We start from the raw sequence: 15,699 nt of genomic DNA, 5'->3' as shown, positions 1-15,699 counted from the left end.
TGCGTTGGATAATGCGATAAAACAAATAGTTAGAGCGGTTCCGGCGATTCTGTTAGAACAGGAACCGCTCTAAACGCACAGCCCGAAAGCCATCCGGCTTCCGGCCTGTGCTCGAAAATAGTGGAGCACCGCACGTCCCCCAACGGCGGTGCTCCCATGCCACTGACCTTTTGACGGCCCGGTGCAGCAGCATTCTTTTGATAGAGCTTCTTTCGCTCTACCTCTTTGTTCCAGCGCAAGTTCAGACGGCAAAACTGAAGCCGTGCATCGTCTCCCTGCGAAATTCATCAAAAGCGGCAGCAACCAGACGGATCAGCGGCTTTCCGTCGCTCGTCGCGCTGATGACCCCGCCACGGATTTCCACCAATCCGTCGGCGACCAGAGGGCGCAACAGGGCCATTTCGTCGGAAAACTCCACGCCCGGCGCGGTCATGTTCAGATCGACCCGGAAATTGCACATCAACGCTGTGATGATACCGGCGCGGATACGGTCGCTTTCGCGCATGGCATAGCCGCGAACCGTTGCAAGTTCACCCGCTTGGACGCGTTTTGAATATTGCGTCACGTCCGAAATATTCTGGGCATAGCCGCCGGGGAACTGCGAAATCGATGACGGACCCAGGCCGATCAAAGTCTGGCAGCGATCATCCGTATAACCCTGGAAATTGCGGTGCAGCGTGCCGTTGCGCGCGGCAACGGCCAAACTGTCGTCCGGCAATGCATAATGGTCGATCCCCACAGGTTCATAACCGAAACCGATGAAGCTTTCCGCGACGACGCGCGCCTGGACGAAGCGTTCATCGGCATCCGGTAGGAGGCTCGCATCGATGAGGCGCTGGTTAGCGCGGCGCTGCGGAAGGTGCGCATAGCCGTAGCAGGCAACGCGATCAGGCTTGAGCGTGGCAACCTTTTCGCAGGTCTCGCGCAATGTCTCCACCGTCTGCAACGGCAGGCCATAGATGAGATCGAAGTTGAGCCGATCGATACCGACTTCGCGCAGAAGGCTCGCGGCCTTGGCAACCGTCTCTATCGGCTGAATGCGGCCGATGGCTTTCTGAACCTCGGCGTCGATATCCTGCACGCCGAGGCTGGCGCGATTGACGCCCATGAGCGAAAGCGTACGGGCGAGCTGTGGCGTGACCGTGCGCGGATCAAGCTCGATGGCATGTTCCATCTCGGGCGAAAAGTCGAACGCCACGCGCAGTGCAGCCAGAATGCTGGTAAACTGGCGCGGGTTCAAGATCGAGGGCGTCCCCCCGCCCCAATGAAGATGGACGACGTTCGGCCGCGCGGTCAAGCTCTTGCTGACGGTCTCGATTTCGCTCAGCAGAGCGGTACAGAAATTCTCGACAACATCGTTGCGGACAGCCATTTTTGCGTGGCAACCGCAGTAATGGCACAACTGCCGACAATAAGGCACATGTATGTAAAGGGAGACACTTTCCTCCGGTCCGATCTGGCGCAGCCAGCGATGCGTCGTCTCGACACCTACCGGAATGAAATCCGCAGCCGTTGGAAAGGACGTATATCGGGGAACCGCCAACGCCGCGTAGCGTCTTATCGCTTCTTCATGCATAGCGCGTCCACCTTAAGCGTTGGGCGCTCCGGCGAAGCCCGACCGGGGATACGCACACCCGAACCGGGGCGACATTCTGCGGGGCAAGACGGCATGATGCGGCAAGGAAGCCCGCATGCATGACAGCCGATATTGCAATTCCCAGCCACAACAGCACCTGTTTTCCCCATTCTGAACGGCGCGACCCTCAAGGCCGCGTCAACTTCCATGGTCAGGAATAGGCTGTTCCGCCGGACTCCGCATTGATTTGAATCAACGCAAACAGGCCCGGCGATGGCTCGAAATCAGAGTATTTTCTCAGAATTTTGCTGGAAAGCCCTAAAGGCTCTCCGGGTCCATTCCCGCAACAGCCGCCAGCGACCGGCGGGACAGGATTTCCACCGTATTGGCGTCTATCAACTGAATCAGGCCCTGGGTTTTCAGCTTTGTGAAGCTGCGGCTGACGGTTTCGATCGTCAGGCCGAGATAGTCGGCAATGTCTGTACGGTTCATCGAAAGATGAACCGGGTTGGGCTTCTCACCGCGCTTTTCCGCCCGGGCGGAAAGAACCAGAAGAAAGCTCGCGAGCTTTTCCACTGGCGCAAGGCGACCGAGAACCAGCTGGTTGTCGCGCGCCGTGCGAAGCGCGGCCCGCGTCATCTGATGCAGGCGCTCCTTCAGCTTGGGAAAACGCCCCATCAGGTCGTCCATCTCCCTGGTGGAAAAGGCGCACAGGACCGATGGCACCACAGCCTCGACCGACTGGGAGTAAGTCTCGTCGTCAGCCAGACCGAGATAATCGCCGGGGAACAGGAAACCCGCAATCTGCCGACGCCCATCGGGAAGCGACGTATAGATGCGCAGCATGCCGGAAGTCAGGCTGAAGACACGACGCTTCGGCTCGCCCTCCTCCACCAGCTGCTCATTGGCATCAAGCCGCTTGGAGGTCATGATTGCTTCCAGAGCGCCGAGATCCCCATCGTCCAGCGCAGCACAAACCGCCATCCGCCGAACATCGCAATCCACGCATACCCCACATGGCGCACGATAGGGCGACCTGGGATCGAATATGATAGGCGCTACACTCACGATGGAATCCTGTTTACGGGGCCGGAAGGGTGTCTTCGCGACACCCCCTAAATAGGTAACTAGAACGCGTCCCGCAAAGCGGAATTTCGCCGCAGGGGTGTATCCTCCCCTGCAGCGTGTGGAAAGCCGTCGGCTGGCCTGCTTAAATGTTGCGGCTACCGGGCTTCACAGCCGGTATTGCAGCAAGCTCCGGCGGCAATTTATCCGCAGGATAGGCTGGAACTTCATATTCGGCGAGCGAAATCAACCTCGTGCCGACATCGGCCTTTCCCGCCGAGCGGTCAACGATGCAGGCCGCGGCCACGACTTCGATACCGAGGTCCTTCATGCAGTCGATGGTTTCGCGAATGGAAAGCCCTGTCGTGACGATATCTTCCACGATGACGACGCGCGCGCCTTTCGGCACTTCGAAACGCCGCAGGCGGAACACCCCGTTCTCGCGCTCCACCCAGACCGACGGGACGCGCAGATGACGCGAGGTCTCATAGGAAGGAATCAGGCCGCCAATCGCCGGTCCGACCACGTAATCGATGTCCCCGAGATTTGCCGCCTCGATCTTTGCCGCCAGTGCCTTGCAGAGCTTTTCCGTCTTGTCGGCGTGCATGAAAACGCGCGCCTTTTGAAGAAAAACGGGGCTGCGCAAGCCCGATGTGAGAATAAAGTGGCCTTCAAGGATCGCTCCCGCTTCGCGGAAGACGGCAAGCACATCTTCGGTGTTCATCTTAGTCCTATCCGTTCACGCGTTTCGCGCCACTGACGCTCGCGCTTTCTTTCAATTGGGAAATGATACGGTTGAGATGCTTGAGGTCCCAAACCTCGACATCAATAATCATCTCGGTGAAATCCGGTGCGGTCCGCACCATGGAAAGATTGTGAATATTCGCGTCGTTGGCCGCCACGATCTGCGCGATCTCCGCCAGCGAGCCCGGCGAGTTGATGGCCGACACGCTGACGCGCGCAGGGAAACGCTCGCTCATCTGCTCGTCAATGTCCCAGCGCACATCGATCCAGCGCTCCGGCTGATCGTCATAGGCTGTCAGCGCGGGTGACTGGATCGGATAGATCGTGATGCCGGCGCCCGGCTGAAGAATGCCGACGATACGGTCTCCGGGCACGGCACCTTCCGGGGCAAAGCGCACCGGCAGGTCCGAATTGGTGCCGCGAATCGGCAATGCCTTTTTCCCCGGTTTCGGCGCGGCGTCGGCATCGGACTTTGTCGCGTCCTCGCTACCCTCCGGCACCTTGAATATCATGCCGGCTGCGTTCTGAATGTTAAACCAGCCCTTCTCGCCGGTCTTGGCCGGGTTATTCTGCGAGGTCACGCGTGTGTCCTGATAGTCGGGATAAACAGCCTTGACGACATCGGTCGACGGCAGTTCACCGCGGCCGACTGCGGCCAGCACGTCCTCGACATCCTTGCGCGCCAGACGGGGCAGCCCCGGCTTCAGGATATCCTTGCTGAATGGCTTTCCGGCGCGCTCGAAAGCGCGTTCGAGAATGCGCATGCCCAGTCCCGAATATTGCTTGCGGACTGCCGAGCGCGTTGCACGGCGGATGGCGGCGCGCGCCTTGCCGGTCGCGACAAGCGATTCCCAGGCGGCAGGGGGAACCTGCGCCTTGGAACGGATGATATCCACTTCGTCACCGTTCTTCAGCTCGGTCATCAGCGGCATGATGCGGCCATTGACCTTCGCCCCGACGCAGCTGTCGCCAATGTCGGTATGAACGGCATAGGCGAAATCGATCGGGGTCGCGCCGCGCGGCAAGGCGATGAGACGGCCTTTGGGCGTGAAGCAGAAGACCTGATCCTGAAAAAGCTCAAGCTTGGTATGTTCGAGAAATTCTTCCGGATTGTCGCCTTCGGAAAGCTGCTCGATGGTCTGGCGGAGCCATGCATAAGCATTGGTCTCGGTAGAGATCTTGTGCGGATTGTTCGCACTGCCGCGATCCTTGTAGATCGAGTGGGCGGCGACACCGAATTCAGCAATCTCATCCATTTCGCGCGTGCGAATCTGCAACTCCACACGCTGGCGCGACGGACCGATGATGGTGGTGTGGATTGACCGGTAGTCATTCTGCTTCGGCGTGGAGATATAATCCTTGAACCGGCCCGGAACCATCGACCAGGTCGTATGGATAAGACCGAGCGCACGATAGCAATCCTGCACCGTATCGACCATGACGCGGAAGCCGAAAATGTCGGAAAGCTGCTCGAACGACAGCCCCTTTGTTTCCATCTTTCGGAAGACGGACCAGGGCTTTTTCTGACGGCTTTTCACACTGGCCTTGATGCCGTGTTTCTCGAAAATCTCGGACAGGTCCTTCTCGATCTTCTGCAGCAGGCCGCGGTTCTTTTCCAGAAGTTCTGCCAGACGATCCGTGACCGCGCGCCACGCATCCGGGTTGATGTAGCGGAAGGCAAGTTCCTCAAGCTCTTCGCGCATGTCCTGCATACCCATGCGGCCAGCAAGCGGCGCATAGATATCCATCGTTTCCTCGGCGATGCGCAGGCGCTTGTCTTCCCGCATCACTCCCAGCGTGCGCATATTGTGCAGACGGTCCGCGAGCTTGACGAGAAGCACGCGCACATCTTCGGAAATCGCCAGAAGCAGCTTGCGAAGGTTTTCCGCCTGCACAGCCTTCTTTGAAACGAGGTCGAGCTTCTTGAGCTTGGTCAGCCCTTCAACAAGCTTGCCGATTTCGGGGCCGAAAAGCTGGTCGATTTCCCGTCGGGTTGCCGTCGTGTCTTCAATCGTATCGTGCAGAAGGGCGATCGCAATCGTCGCTTCGTCGAGATGCATATCGGTGAGGATCGCGGCGACTTCGAGAGGATGGGAAAAATAGGGATCGCCGGAAGCACGTTTCTGACTGCCATGCTTTTGCATGGCATAGACATATGCCTTATTAAGAAGCGCCTCATTCACGTCAGGCTTGTATCGCTGTACACGCTCCACAAGCTCATATTGGCGCATCATCTACGAAAACTCCCTTTGGAAACCGATACTTGCATGCATACGCGGCAAACATATCGGGCATTCTGACCCAAAATCGCCGAAAATCGAACAATTCTCGACATTCAGGTTTGATTTTCTGCCGACAATATTAATTTCCGGCGGAAATGGCCCGTCATTAAAGGGGTGCGCGTCCACTCGACGCACAAAGGATGCCTCCACCCACCGAAGCTGCGCGCCCGCCTTTCCGAAAATCGCAACCGATAGTTCAGGCTGCCACCGGCGCATAAAAACATGCGCCACGACCGGAAAGTCGCAGCGCATGCAAAAAGAATTAACCCAGAGGACGATCAGAAATCGTCGTTCTTCTCAGGCGCAACGAGGCCTTCGATACCGGCGAGCAGCTCTTCTTCCGACATGCGGTCGAAAGTAACCACATCTTCCTCAGCGGCTTCGGCAATGCCTTCCGCGACGTCTTCCGACGAAGAGGCGATCTGTGCAGGTGCAGCCGCTTCCGGCTCATCGACTTCCACATGCTTCTGCAGCGAGTGGATGAGGTCTTCCTTCAGATCGTCCGGCGACAGGGTTTCGTCGGCGATCTCGCGCAGGGCAACGACGGGATTCTTGTCGTTGTCGCGGTCGATGGTGATTTGTGCACCCTGGGAAATCTGGCGAGCACGGTGACCAGCCAGCAGAACCAGCTCAAAACGGTTCTCGACCTTATCTACGCAGTCCTCAACAGTGACGCGGGCCATGCGCGGTCCCTTTCATTTCTCGAACTTTAATGGATTTTTCCCCACATAACGCGTGTGGAGCCAAATTACAAGCAAAAGCGGAATTGCTCGTGCACCGGCGCATGAAATTTGCCAAAACAACGCCAATTTCATGGATTGGCCTCATAAAACACGGCGGAGCGTCAAAACGGCACAATATTTTATAATCTCGAAAGCGATTACTGAGCCAAGACTCCCTTACTGGTAATTTAGTGGGGGCAAATAACAACCAATGGTTGCTTGTTTTTCTATGATATGTCCTTAGAAGGCAATAAACGCACTGGTAAATTTCGATACCACCCGCCGTTTAGAAAACAAACTGAATAAGCGGTCGCCGGTCCACTCCCGTCCGGCCGTAGAGTGGATATATTGCACGATGTTCGATTCTCGTGAAAAGGTTGCGCTTTTTATTGATGGCGCCAATTTATATGCCGCCTCCAAGACCTTGGGGTTCGATATTGATTATCGGAAGCTTTTGAAGGCGTTTCAAAAGCGTGGCTATCTGCTCCGCGCTTATTATTACACTGCCCTTGTTGAAGATCAGGAGTATTCCTCGATCCGCCCGCTGATCGACTGGCTGGATTACAATGGCTACAAGGTCGTCACCAAGGCTGCCAAGGAATTCACCGATTCCACCGGACGCCGCAAGGTGAAGGGCAATATGGATATCGAACTGACGGTTGATGCCATGCAGCTCACCGATACAGTCGACCATTTCGTTATTTTCTCCGGTGATGGCGATTTCCGGTCGCTCGCTGAAGCTCTTCAGCGCAAGGGCCGCAAGGTTTCGGTCGTCTCGACCCTCACCACCCAGCCGGCCATGATTTCGGATGAGCTGCGCCGCCAGGCCGATCATTTCATCGATCTGGTCTCCCTCAAGGCCGAGATCGGCCGCGATCCGTCAGAACGTCCGCCGCGCCGTCAGGATGATGATCTCGACGAGAGCTATTGACGCCATCGTCGAGCCGGTTCATGCAAGGGCATGATTTCCGAACCATCTCCCAACTGTCACATCTGCCCGCGGCTGCACGCCTTTCTACAAGAATGGCGGCGCAAGGAGCCGTCGTGGCACAACGCCCCGGTTCCTCCGTTTCTTCCGGCAGATGACGCTGATGTCCGGCTCCTGATTGTGGGGTTGGCACCGGGCCTGCGCGGCGCCAACCGGACCGGGCGTCCCTTTACCGGCGATTATGCCGGCGATCTTCTCTACAGCACTCTGTGCGAATTCGGATTTGCGACCGGCAAGTTCGAGGCACGTCCGGACGACAGCCTGCGGCTGCTGGATGCCAGCATCGTCAACGCGGTGCGCTGCGTCCCGCCGGAAAACAAGCCAATCGGCTCCGAGATCAATAATTGCCGTCAGTTCCTGTCGCCAATGCTGACCCGGTTTCCCAATCTGCAAGCCGTCGTTACGTTGGGAACAATCGCGCATCAATCGACCGTTCGTGCCCTCGGCGCACCGGTTGCGCGGCACCCCTTCGGCCACGACAGGGCAAGCGACATTGGCACCTTGCGTATTTTTTCCAGCTATCACTGCTCACGCTATAATACGAATACCGGGCGACTGACGGATGCCATGTTCCGCACCGTGTTCCGGAATGTGCGTGATTATCTGAATCAAAAGAGCGCCTGAGGCGATCTTTCTACATTCCGGTGCTCAACCGCGGTCCCGCAGCAAGCGAGCCTTTTCGCGATTCCAGTCGCGCTTCTTTTCCATCTCGCGCTTGTCGTGAGTCTTCTTGCCTCGCGCCAGCGCCAGTTCCAGCTTCGCGCGGCCACGATCATTGAAGTAGAGCTTCAACGGCACCACGGTCATCCCCTCGCGGGACACGGAATTGAACAGGCGGGACATTTCACGCTTGCTGATGAGCAGCTTGCGCAGGCGCCGCGGCTCATGATTGAAGCGATTGCCCTGCGTATATTCCGGAATATAGGAATTGATGAGCCAGAACTCGCCATTTTCAAAGCTCGCATAGCTTTCCGCTATGTTGGACTGATTGGCGCGCAACGACTTGACCTCGGTGCCTGTCAAAACGAGACCGGCTTCGAGCGTATCGAGGATTTCAAAATTGAAGCGCGCCTTGCGGTTTTCCGCGATGATCTTGCGCACGGGAGAATTCTTAGGCTTGTTCATGATGGCACCATATAATGTGCAATGCCTGAAATGAAAACGCTCCCGAAGCTACGGGAGCGTAAAAATCAGCGAAAGCGGCACAGTTTGCAGGTCAGTTGACCAGACCCGCATGTTTCATGGCCTGATCGATTTTCTCTGCCGTCGCGGCTTCCACCGTCACCATCGGCGAACGCAGTGCATTTTCCACGCGGCCAAGTCGCGACAGCGCATATTTCGGACCCGACGGATTCGGCTCGATGAAGAGCGCCTTGTGCAACGGCATGAGGCGATCCTGCAATTCAAGCGCCCTGGCGAAATCGCCCGCCTGACATGCATCCTGAAATTCGGCGCAAAGACGCGGCGCGATATTGGACGTCACCGAAATGCACCCTACCCCACCATGGGCGTTGAAGCCGAGCGCAGTGGCGTCTTCACCGGAAAGCTGGATGAAGTCCTTGCCGCAGGCTGCGCGCTGTTCCGAAACGCGCTCAATCTTGCCGGTGGCATCCTTGACGCCCACGACGTTCTTGTGGTCGCGAACAAGGGCGCCCATCGTTTCCGGCGTCATGTCGATGACCGAACGACCCGGAATGTTGTAGATGATGAGTGGAATCGAGATCGAGCGGGCCACGCGCGAGAAATGTTCGTAAAGGCCACGCTGGTTCGGCTTGTTGTAATAAGGCGTGACGACGAGAACGGCATCGGCACCGGCCTTTTCGGCATGCTGCGCCAGCTCGATCGCTTCCACCGTGTTGTTGGAGCCGGCACCGGCAATGACCGGAACGCGGCCAGCCGCAACTTCGATACAGACCTCGATGACACGCTTATGCTCGTCATGCGAAAGGGTCGGCGTTTCGCCGGTTGTGCCCACCGGAACCAGTCCTTTGGTACCTTCTTCGATCTGCCAGTTTACAAATGCGCGAAAGGCTTTCTCGTCGAACGCTCCTTCGGAATCGAATGGCGTGACAAGCGCGGTAATTGAGCCCTTCAGCATTAGTGAACTCCTGAAAAAAGAAAAGACGGGACCTCATTCCGCAGTCATCTTGGGCATGCGACCGGGTCGAGGCGTTGCACAATAGTCTTGCAGCACGAGTGGAGCAAGCGGGGTATGCTGGCAAAACAGGCGCAATGCGGCAGTTTTGCGGCAAAATTTGTTACCGGTTCCGTGCACTGCCGATGATACGCCGGGATTGATTAAAGGACCATCAATCGTCACGCAGTGGCCGCGCCCCGCAGAGGTTGCAGATAACGCTTTGTTAAGGATAGATTCATTCCTTGAGCCTAACCTCGACGAAGAAATCGATGGCCAAAAGCCCGGCTAAGAAAAGCCTGATTTCAACAACATATTGCGCATCAACCAAGTCTTTGTTCTAGTTAGCCAATGTCAAAACAAGCCGCAGCGATATCCCTGACGAAAAAAGCACTCCTCGCGAGTTGCTTTATTGCGGTTGCCTTGCAGCCGGTGATTTCGCTTGCACAATCGTCGCTGCCGTCGGACATTCCAACCCCGCTCGCGCGCCCATTTGCACCGACCGCGACACATCAGTCGCCGATGAATCTGGTGACGCCGAAACCCCGTCCGGCTACGCCCGACCCGGTTGTGACATCGGCGGTCGGACGCATGGAAAATCCGGCCACCATCGGCGGAACGCTGAAAAGCGGGCTCGATGCTCTTTCTTCTCGTGATGCAGCAAGTGCGATCGCGTTTCGCAATGCCATGCCGCATGGGTCGCTCGACCGTCAGATTCTGACATGGGCGATCGCTACTTCGGGCCTCGACGGTGTGCCGAGTGCGGAAATTGCTGCAGCAGCGACGGATCTTCGCGGCTGGCCGGGAATGCCGGCTCTGCGCAGCAATTCGGAACGGGCCCTCTTCAAGGAAAATCCCGCGCCCGCCACGGTCATCGCCACGTTCGGCAACAGGCGTCCACAAACGACCGAAGGCATGATCGTTCTCGCCCGCGCCTATGTCGGCTCCGGCAATGCTGGCAAAGCGCGTGAACTACTTTCACCATGGTGGGCTACGCAGCGCCTTTCTGCCGATGACGAGCAAAAGATCCTGAAAGAGTTCTCGGGCGTCCTGACGCGTGAGGACCATCAGCGCCGTATTCTGCGCTCGCTCTATAATGACCGTATGCAATCGGCGAAATTACTTGCAGGTCCGGCGCAGGCTCAATCGCTCTACAACGCCTTTGCAGCAGTTGCACAAAAATCTCCGAACGCAGCCAAGGCGATAGCGGATGTCGACCGCAGCTGGCAGGGCAATGCCGCCTACCAGTTCCTGAAGATTCGCTATCTGCGTCGCGCCGAACGCTACAACGAAGCAACGGACCTCATGCTGAAAGCGCCGCGTCAGGCCTCGGCACTGGTCGATCCGGATGCCTGGTGGGTGGAGCGGCGTATCCTGTCGCGGGAGCTGCTTGATCAGGGCAAGCCGCAACTCGCCTACAAGGTGGTTTCGACCCACGCAGCCGAATCCCCGACAATGGCGGCGGAAGCTGAATTTCATGCCGGGTGGTATGCGCTCCGCGCCCTGAACCAGCCAAAGACAGCTGCCCCGCATTTTGCAAGGATCGCGGAAATTTCCTCGCGTCCCATTTCCGCATCGCGGGCTTTCTACTGGCTCGGAAGGTCGGCTGAGGCGGGCAGCGGCGGCGATGCGCGCGACTTTTATCGTCGCTCCGCTCATTTCGGCACGACATTCTACGGACAGCTTTCAGCAGCCAAGCTGAACGAAAAGGCACCGGAACTCATTTATCCGAAACCGACCGACGCGGATCGTACGCGCTTTGCCGGTCGCCCTGCTGTGCAGGCAATCAAGCGGCTGGAACAGGTCGGCTACAGCAATCGTGCAACCGCGCTCTATAACCAGCTTTCGCAGGAACTCGACAGCGTGGGCGAACTGGCCCTGCTGGCGGTCATGGCCGAACGCAACGAAAATCATTATCTGGCGCTGCGCGTCGGCAAAACCGCTGCGTTGCGCGGTCTCGATGTCGGCGCTCTGTCACATCCGCTCGGTGCAATTCCTGCCACGGCCAATATAAGCGGGTCCGGCAAGGCCCTCGCCTATGCAATCGCGCGACAGGAAAGCGAGTTCAACGTCGGTGCTGTTTCGAAGGCCGGTGCCCGCGGTTTGCTGCAATTGATGCCCGCAACAGCGAAAAGCGTTGCGACCCGCAACGGCATGAGCTTCTCCGCACCGCGTCTCACGACTGATGCAGGCTACAACGCGACGCTTGGCGCCCACTTCCTCGGAGAACAGCTCGACCGCTTCAACGGTTCCTATGTGCTCACCTTCGCCGGTTACAATGCCGGCCCTCGCCGCGCATCGGAATGGGTCGAGAAATATGGTGATCCGCGTGGGAAGCCTATCGATCAGGTCGTGGACTGGATCGAACGCATCCCCTATTCGGAAACGCGGAACTATGTTCAGCGGGTGATGGAAAACTACGAGGTATATAAGGCTCGCCTGACGGGCAGCGCCGATATCCAGGCTGACCTGATCCACGGTCGGCGTTAGAGTGGTTCCTGTTTTAACAGAACGACGGAAGTATCGCATTATCCGACGCAAAACCGTTTCAAACTTTTGCTGGAAATGCTCCAAGCGAAAATACAAGACAAAGAAAAAGCAGGCTATTCGCCTGCTTTTTTTGTCCGTCGCGGCTTGGGTTTGGCCGGCGCCTTGCGGGGCCTTTCCGCCTGCTTGGCGCTGGCTCTGTTCGCTGCATTCGCCAGTTTTGCAGCTTGCGCGATCCAATCCTCGCGCTCCACGCGGCGCGGGAAACCAATATTTCGCTCAATCCAGCGCGATTCTTCGTCGTTCCAGCTGGCAATCTGGTCATAGTGAAATACGCCGATACCGTTGAGCAAACCCTGAACAGCCCTGCCGATACCTTTTATGACGGTGAGATCGTCGGCTTTTCCACGACGCGCAGCTTCAAGAAGCTCCGGACGGCCGGGATCGAGAACCGGTTCCGCATCTACATCCGGGCTTTCGGCATCCAAGGTCCAACTTCCAACCACTTCTGCCTCGGGGACAGCTTTGACCGGAAGCGTCTCCGGCTCGCCCGGTTGTGTTGAAGCCTTGGGCTCTTCGGCTTCAGCCGGTGCTGCAGCTTCCTTGGGCGTTTCCGGCTTCTCATCGACAGGCAATGTAGCACGTGCTGCGGCAATGATTGTGCGTTCGCGATCGGGGACAGCAGCCTTTCTCCGCCTCACGAAGCGGCCCAGAAGGCACCCGATAATAAAAGCGACGGCAACAAGAACAGCCAGTTGAACAATCAGCAACGGCATATGGTTTCCTCGTACTCCAAATTACTCAAGCCCGACGAACATATTCGCCGTCAATTTTCCCCGTCCCAAATTTGCAACCATTACTTCGAACCGGTCAGCCAGCCCACGACCGCGCCGATCAGAATCGACACGACGAGAACCGGCCAAAACGATACGGTTAAATAAAGCATTGTCAGGTCCGCTTTCTATTCCGGAAACGGAACATATGCTCCGCTATGTCTATTCATAGTGCGAAAGGAAAGGCCCGAACAGACAGGCTGTCAATTCCGAACAGAAAACTGGCGGAGATGATTCCCAAATCTGACCCAGCCTGCCTTACTGCTGAAGCTCGGCTTCGCCAATCTCGACCTGTCCGGCCGTCAAACCGAAAGGGAGCGGCGAATTCAATCGGGACTGGAGCTTTTGATAGCTCGCCGTGTCTGCTGCCCTGCCCTTGATAGAAATATTGCGATCAGAAATCCCGATCTCCCCTTCCCGCAATCCCGACAGAAGTTGGAAGGCAAACTCCACCGAATCAGCAAAATCCGGCGGACTGCCGCGGCCCACTGCCATTTGATCATCAAGCGGAATGCCCGGAGCCGCACTTTCGGCGGCAGTCATGATTCGGTCTCTGACATCATTATCCGGAACTGAACCGGACAGGATTATTCCGTCAGCACTCTTCTTTATCTGCAATGCATAGGGCGACACGAGCGGCAAAACACTCGTCAGATCGGTGATCTCGCGAATCCCCCATACCTTTGCGAGCGCATCCTGCGCCGCAGATTGCGCCGCTGGATCGGGAGCAATTCCCTTCAGCGTCACATCGCGGCCGTCCATATCGAAGCCCGTCCACACGAATGGAGCAAGTGCTGCGCCGGTCCGCGTCGCAATATCCGTCTCGACCCGATCGGCCCCGAACCAGAGCGCAAGCGCTGTCAGCGCTGCGGTCCATGTTATGCCGGGCCAAAACCATTTGAACATATCGGGGCATCTCCACGCTGGGAATAATGAGAGGTGAAGCGACGAAACACGTATCGTCTTCTTATCCGTACAAAGACCGAGTTTTCGGTGAAAGCAAGATCACAACCGTGAAAATCAAAAAACAAAAAACCCGGCAGCAATGCTGCCGGGTTCTTTTTGAACAATCCCGAAGGATTAGAACGAGCGCTGGAAACGAACCATGCCCTGCCAAGCGTCCGAACCGTCGAGAACGGAATGTTCGTCGTCCCACTTGGTGTAGGAAACTTCCGGGGTGATGGTGAAGCCAGGAACCAGCTCGTAAGCAACGTTTGCGGTTGCAGCGAAGGTCTTGGTGTCGTCGTAAGCGAGCTGAACGTTGAAGGTAGCCTTGTCGGTTGCCTTGAACGCTGCGCCGCCCCAAACGGCCCAATCGCCGCCCCAGGTGCCGTAGAAAGAGTCGATGACGCGGATGCCCCGGAAACGACCGTTTGCATCGGTATAACCGATGTAGTTGTCGTCGTTGGACTTGTAGCCGCCCATCGCCCAGACCGAGAAACGGTCGGTGATGTTAACGTCGCCACGAACCTTGGCAGCCCATTCTTCGTTGCGGGCGTCATAAGCGACAACACCTGCGATCGAACCCCAGCCACCAGCGTACTTCAGACCACCAACAACGTGCGGCATGTAGTCCTTGAGCGTTACGTCAACGTCGGAGTCGCCGTTGCCGCCTTCTTCAAACGACACAATGGCCGAGAAGCCGTTGCCGCCGGTGAAGGTGTAGCTGATGAGATTGGTGCGGTAGCCGCCAGCCAAGATCACGTCGTCGTTGATGACGTTGCCGAGGTAACCAGGGAAGGTCACGAAGGCCGATTCATCGAGACCGACGCGCAGGCCGCCGAGCTGGATGTAAGCATAACGGAGCGAAGCATTCGTTTCGCCGCCCTTGTAGCTGTACTCTTCGCCGTCGCCATCGCCGCGCCAGTCATAACGCAGTTCGGTGAAGGTCTTCAGGGTGCCCAGTTCGGTTTCCGAAGCGGTCGAGAAGCGGATCGTTGCACGAGCCTGCTTATCCCAAGTATCGCGCTCACCGTTGAAGCCACCGCCGATGATGTCGCCAGCGTCGTTGCGAACGAAAGCGCCACGAGCATAAACGTCATCGCCGCCAATTGCGTCGTAACGAACATAGCCATGGATACGCAGGCAGGTTTCGGTGCCTGGGATGTAGAAGTAGCCGGCGCCGTAAGCATCGCAGACGCGGACATATTCAACGGCTTCTGGCTCTGGCGCGACGATTGCGTCGGCAGCCTGAGCGCCGGAAGCTGCAACCAGAGCTGCAGCGGAGCCAAGGAGAAGGCTCTTGATGTTCATTTCTGACCTCCAGTCAAGAATCGGAGGCTTTGTCAATAAGCTATATATTTCAATGGGTTGCTATATTTCTGAATCCGAGGCGCAAAAAGTCAGAAAATTGGCGGCCCGTCGGTCACGCGGCTGATATGTGCGAAAAGCCACATAATCGCCCGCGAGGAAGCGAATCCGGATCTGATTTTGTGAGGGATTGCGCGTGGAGCAACTGGCGGAGAGGATGGGATTCGAACCCACGAGACCCTTATGAGGTCTACTCCCTTAGCAGGGGAGCGCCTTCGACCACTCGGCCACCTCTCCGGTAAGGGCGAGATAGCCGGTACGCTTTGTCATTTCAAGCGAATTGCGCGCCAACTGGTAAAATTTCCTGCGAATTATCGCACTTTATATATGCGCAATCAGGAATGCGCGCGGAATCTTTGGCTTTCGCAGAACCTGGCGCTGTTGTTTTGCCGGCGCATAAGAAGGAAAGATTCGCCCTGATTTCGAGCAATGCGGCGGCCCAGGACGATAGTCTGACACATTCTACGTCCGAAGCGCCAGAAGACGTGGATTCGCTTGCCCAAAGTGGGGCCGATGCCAAAAAACGCGTGTTTTCAAGCGTTAAGACCCGTTAATTCC

General features: G+C 57.2%; 13 protein-coding genes and 1 tRNA gene. 3 read left to right on the top strand and 11 right to left on the bottom strand.

What is annotated here, in order from left to right:
- Positions 1-241 precede the first annotated feature (241 nt).
- The 5 genes from hemN to rpoZ all read right to left on the bottom strand — a co-directional run bounded on the left by hemN (position 242) and on the right by rpoZ (position 6,350).
- Complete coding sequence (gene hemN / locus ABWW28_RS16310; RefSeq protein WP_353391451.1) at positions 242-1,576, bottom strand: oxygen-independent coproporphyrinogen III oxidase; 1,335 nt, start codon at positions 1,574-1,576, stop codon at positions 242-244.
- A gap of 318 nt (positions 1,577-1,894) precedes the next feature.
- Positions 1,895-2,560, bottom strand: a complete 666-nt coding sequence (locus tag ABWW28_RS16305) for a helix-turn-helix domain-containing protein (protein WP_021587870.1) — start codon at positions 2,558-2,560, stop codon at positions 1,895-1,897.
- 226 nt (positions 2,561-2,786) lie between these two features.
- On the bottom strand, positions 2,787-3,365 hold the full coding sequence (gene pyrE, locus ABWW28_RS16300) for an orotate phosphoribosyltransferase (protein ID WP_021587871.1): 579 nt from the start codon (positions 3,363-3,365) through the stop codon (positions 2,787-2,789).
- 7 nt (positions 3,366-3,372) lie between these two features.
- Positions 3,373-5,619: a RelA/SpoT family protein gene (locus tag ABWW28_RS16295; protein ID WP_353391448.1), complete on the bottom strand. Its 2,247-nt coding sequence runs from the start codon at positions 5,617-5,619 to the stop codon at positions 3,373-3,375.
- Positions 5,620-5,945: 326 nt separating this feature from the next.
- Positions 5,946-6,350, bottom strand: a complete 405-nt coding sequence (rpoZ, locus tag ABWW28_RS16290; RefSeq protein ID WP_006466379.1) for a DNA-directed RNA polymerase subunit omega — start codon at positions 6,348-6,350, stop codon at positions 5,946-5,948.
- 394 nt (positions 6,351-6,744) lie between these two features.
- Here rpoZ and ABWW28_RS16285 point away from each other — a divergent pair, with 394 nt between their 5' ends.
- Both ABWW28_RS16285 and ABWW28_RS16280 read left to right on the top strand, forming a co-directional pair.
- Positions 6,745-7,320 carry a LabA-like NYN domain-containing protein gene (locus tag ABWW28_RS16285; RefSeq protein ID WP_353391447.1) on the top strand — a complete coding sequence of 192 codons (576 nt, stop codon included), beginning with the start codon at positions 6,745-6,747 and terminating at the stop codon, positions 7,318-7,320.
- A 30-nt stretch (positions 7,321-7,350) separates the two neighbouring features.
- Positions 7,351-8,001 carry a uracil-DNA glycosylase gene (locus ABWW28_RS16280; protein WP_021587872.1) on the top strand — a complete coding sequence of 217 codons (651 nt, stop codon included), beginning with the start codon at positions 7,351-7,353 and terminating at the stop codon, positions 7,999-8,001.
- Between the two features lie 24 nt (positions 8,002-8,025).
- On the opposite strand, the gene smpB is transcribed toward ABWW28_RS16280, so the two are convergent.
- Positions 8,026-8,502: an SsrA-binding protein SmpB gene (gene smpB, locus ABWW28_RS16275; RefSeq protein WP_031347244.1), complete on the bottom strand. Its 477-nt coding sequence runs from the start codon at positions 8,500-8,502 to the stop codon at positions 8,026-8,028.
- A 91-nt stretch (positions 8,503-8,593) separates the two neighbouring features.
- Complete coding sequence (gene dapA / locus ABWW28_RS16270) at positions 8,594-9,475, bottom strand: 4-hydroxy-tetrahydrodipicolinate synthase (protein ID WP_021587874.1); 882 nt, start codon at positions 9,473-9,475, stop codon at positions 8,594-8,596.
- A gap of 387 nt (positions 9,476-9,862) precedes the next feature.
- Here dapA and ABWW28_RS16265 point away from each other — a divergent pair, with 387 nt between their 5' ends.
- The gene (locus tag ABWW28_RS16265; RefSeq protein WP_279719134.1) at positions 9,863-12,001 is read left to right on the top strand and encodes a lytic transglycosylase domain-containing protein; all 2,139 of its coding nucleotides are present in this window, start codon (positions 9,863-9,865) and stop codon (positions 11,999-12,001) included.
- A 113-nt stretch (positions 12,002-12,114) separates the two neighbouring features.
- Here the strand turns inward: ABWW28_RS16265 and ABWW28_RS16260 are convergent, their stop codons facing one another.
- The 4 genes from ABWW28_RS16260 to ABWW28_RS16245 form a co-directional block, all read right to left on the bottom strand.
- Positions 12,115-12,774 carry a helix-hairpin-helix domain-containing protein gene (locus ABWW28_RS16260; protein WP_353391443.1) on the bottom strand — a complete coding sequence of 220 codons (660 nt, stop codon included), beginning with the start codon at positions 12,772-12,774 and terminating at the stop codon, positions 12,115-12,117.
- A gap of 315 nt (positions 12,775-13,089) precedes the next feature.
- On the bottom strand, positions 13,090-13,737 hold the full coding sequence (locus ABWW28_RS16255) for a BON domain-containing protein (protein WP_265973963.1): 648 nt from the start codon (positions 13,735-13,737) through the stop codon (positions 13,090-13,092).
- 174 nt (positions 13,738-13,911) lie between these two features.
- Entirely contained in the window at positions 13,912-15,084 is a 1,173-nt protein-coding gene (locus tag ABWW28_RS16250; RefSeq protein ID WP_112701526.1) for a porin, read from the bottom strand.
- A gap of 203 nt (positions 15,085-15,287) precedes the next feature.
- Positions 15,288-15,378 (bottom strand) — tRNA-Ser (locus ABWW28_RS16245).
- Positions 15,379-15,699 lie beyond the last annotated feature (321 nt).

The organism is Brucella sp. NBRC 14130, assembly GCF_040371715.1.
In the GTDB taxonomy this organism is placed as follows: Bacteria; Pseudomonadota; Alphaproteobacteria; order Rhizobiales; family Rhizobiaceae; genus Brucella; species Brucella intermedia.
This window is presented reverse-complemented; position numbering and strand designations above follow the sequence as displayed.

Excerpts from the sequence above, each read along its gene's own strand:
- ABWW28_RS16265 (WP_279719134.1), top strand. The coding sequence starts at position 9,863 with ATGTCAAAACAAGCCGCAGCGATATCCCTGACGAAAAAAGCACTCCTC.
- ABWW28_RS16260 (WP_353391443.1), bottom strand. The coding sequence starts at position 12,774 with ATGCCGTTGCTGATTGTTCAACTGGCTGTTCTTGTTGCCGTCGCTTTT.
- ABWW28_RS16280 (WP_021587872.1), top strand. The coding sequence starts at position 7,351 with ATGATTTCCGAACCATCTCCCAACTGTCACATCTGCCCGCGGCTGCAC.
- ABWW28_RS16305 (WP_021587870.1), bottom strand. The coding sequence starts at position 2,560 with ATGGCGGTTTGTGCTGCGCTGGACGATGGGGATCTCGGCGCTCTGGAA.
- hemN (WP_353391451.1), bottom strand. The coding sequence starts at position 1,576 with ATGCATGAAGAAGCGATAAGACGCTACGCGGCGTTGGCGGTTCCCCGA.
- smpB (WP_031347244.1), bottom strand. The coding sequence starts at position 8,502 with ATGAACAAGCCTAAGAATTCTCCCGTGCGCAAGATCATCGCGGAAAAC.
- rpoZ (WP_006466379.1), bottom strand. The coding sequence starts at position 6,350 with ATGGCCCGCGTCACTGTTGAGGACTGCGTAGATAAGGTCGAGAACCGT.
- ABWW28_RS16295 (WP_353391448.1), bottom strand. The coding sequence starts at position 5,619 with ATGATGCGCCAATATGAGCTTGTGGAGCGTGTACAGCGATACAAGCCT.
- ABWW28_RS16255 (WP_265973963.1), bottom strand. The coding sequence starts at position 13,737 with ATGTTCAAATGGTTTTGGCCCGGCATAACATGGACCGCAGCGCTGACA.
- ABWW28_RS16250 (WP_112701526.1), bottom strand. The coding sequence starts at position 15,084 with ATGAACATCAAGAGCCTTCTCCTTGGCTCCGCTGCAGCTCTGGTTGCA.
- ABWW28_RS16285 (WP_353391447.1), top strand. The coding sequence starts at position 6,745 with ATGTTCGATTCTCGTGAAAAGGTTGCGCTTTTTATTGATGGCGCCAAT.
- dapA (WP_021587874.1), bottom strand. The coding sequence starts at position 9,475 with ATGCTGAAGGGCTCAATTACCGCGCTTGTCACGCCATTCGATTCCGAA.
- pyrE (WP_021587871.1), bottom strand. The coding sequence starts at position 3,365 with ATGAACACCGAAGATGTGCTTGCCGTCTTCCGCGAAGCGGGAGCGATC.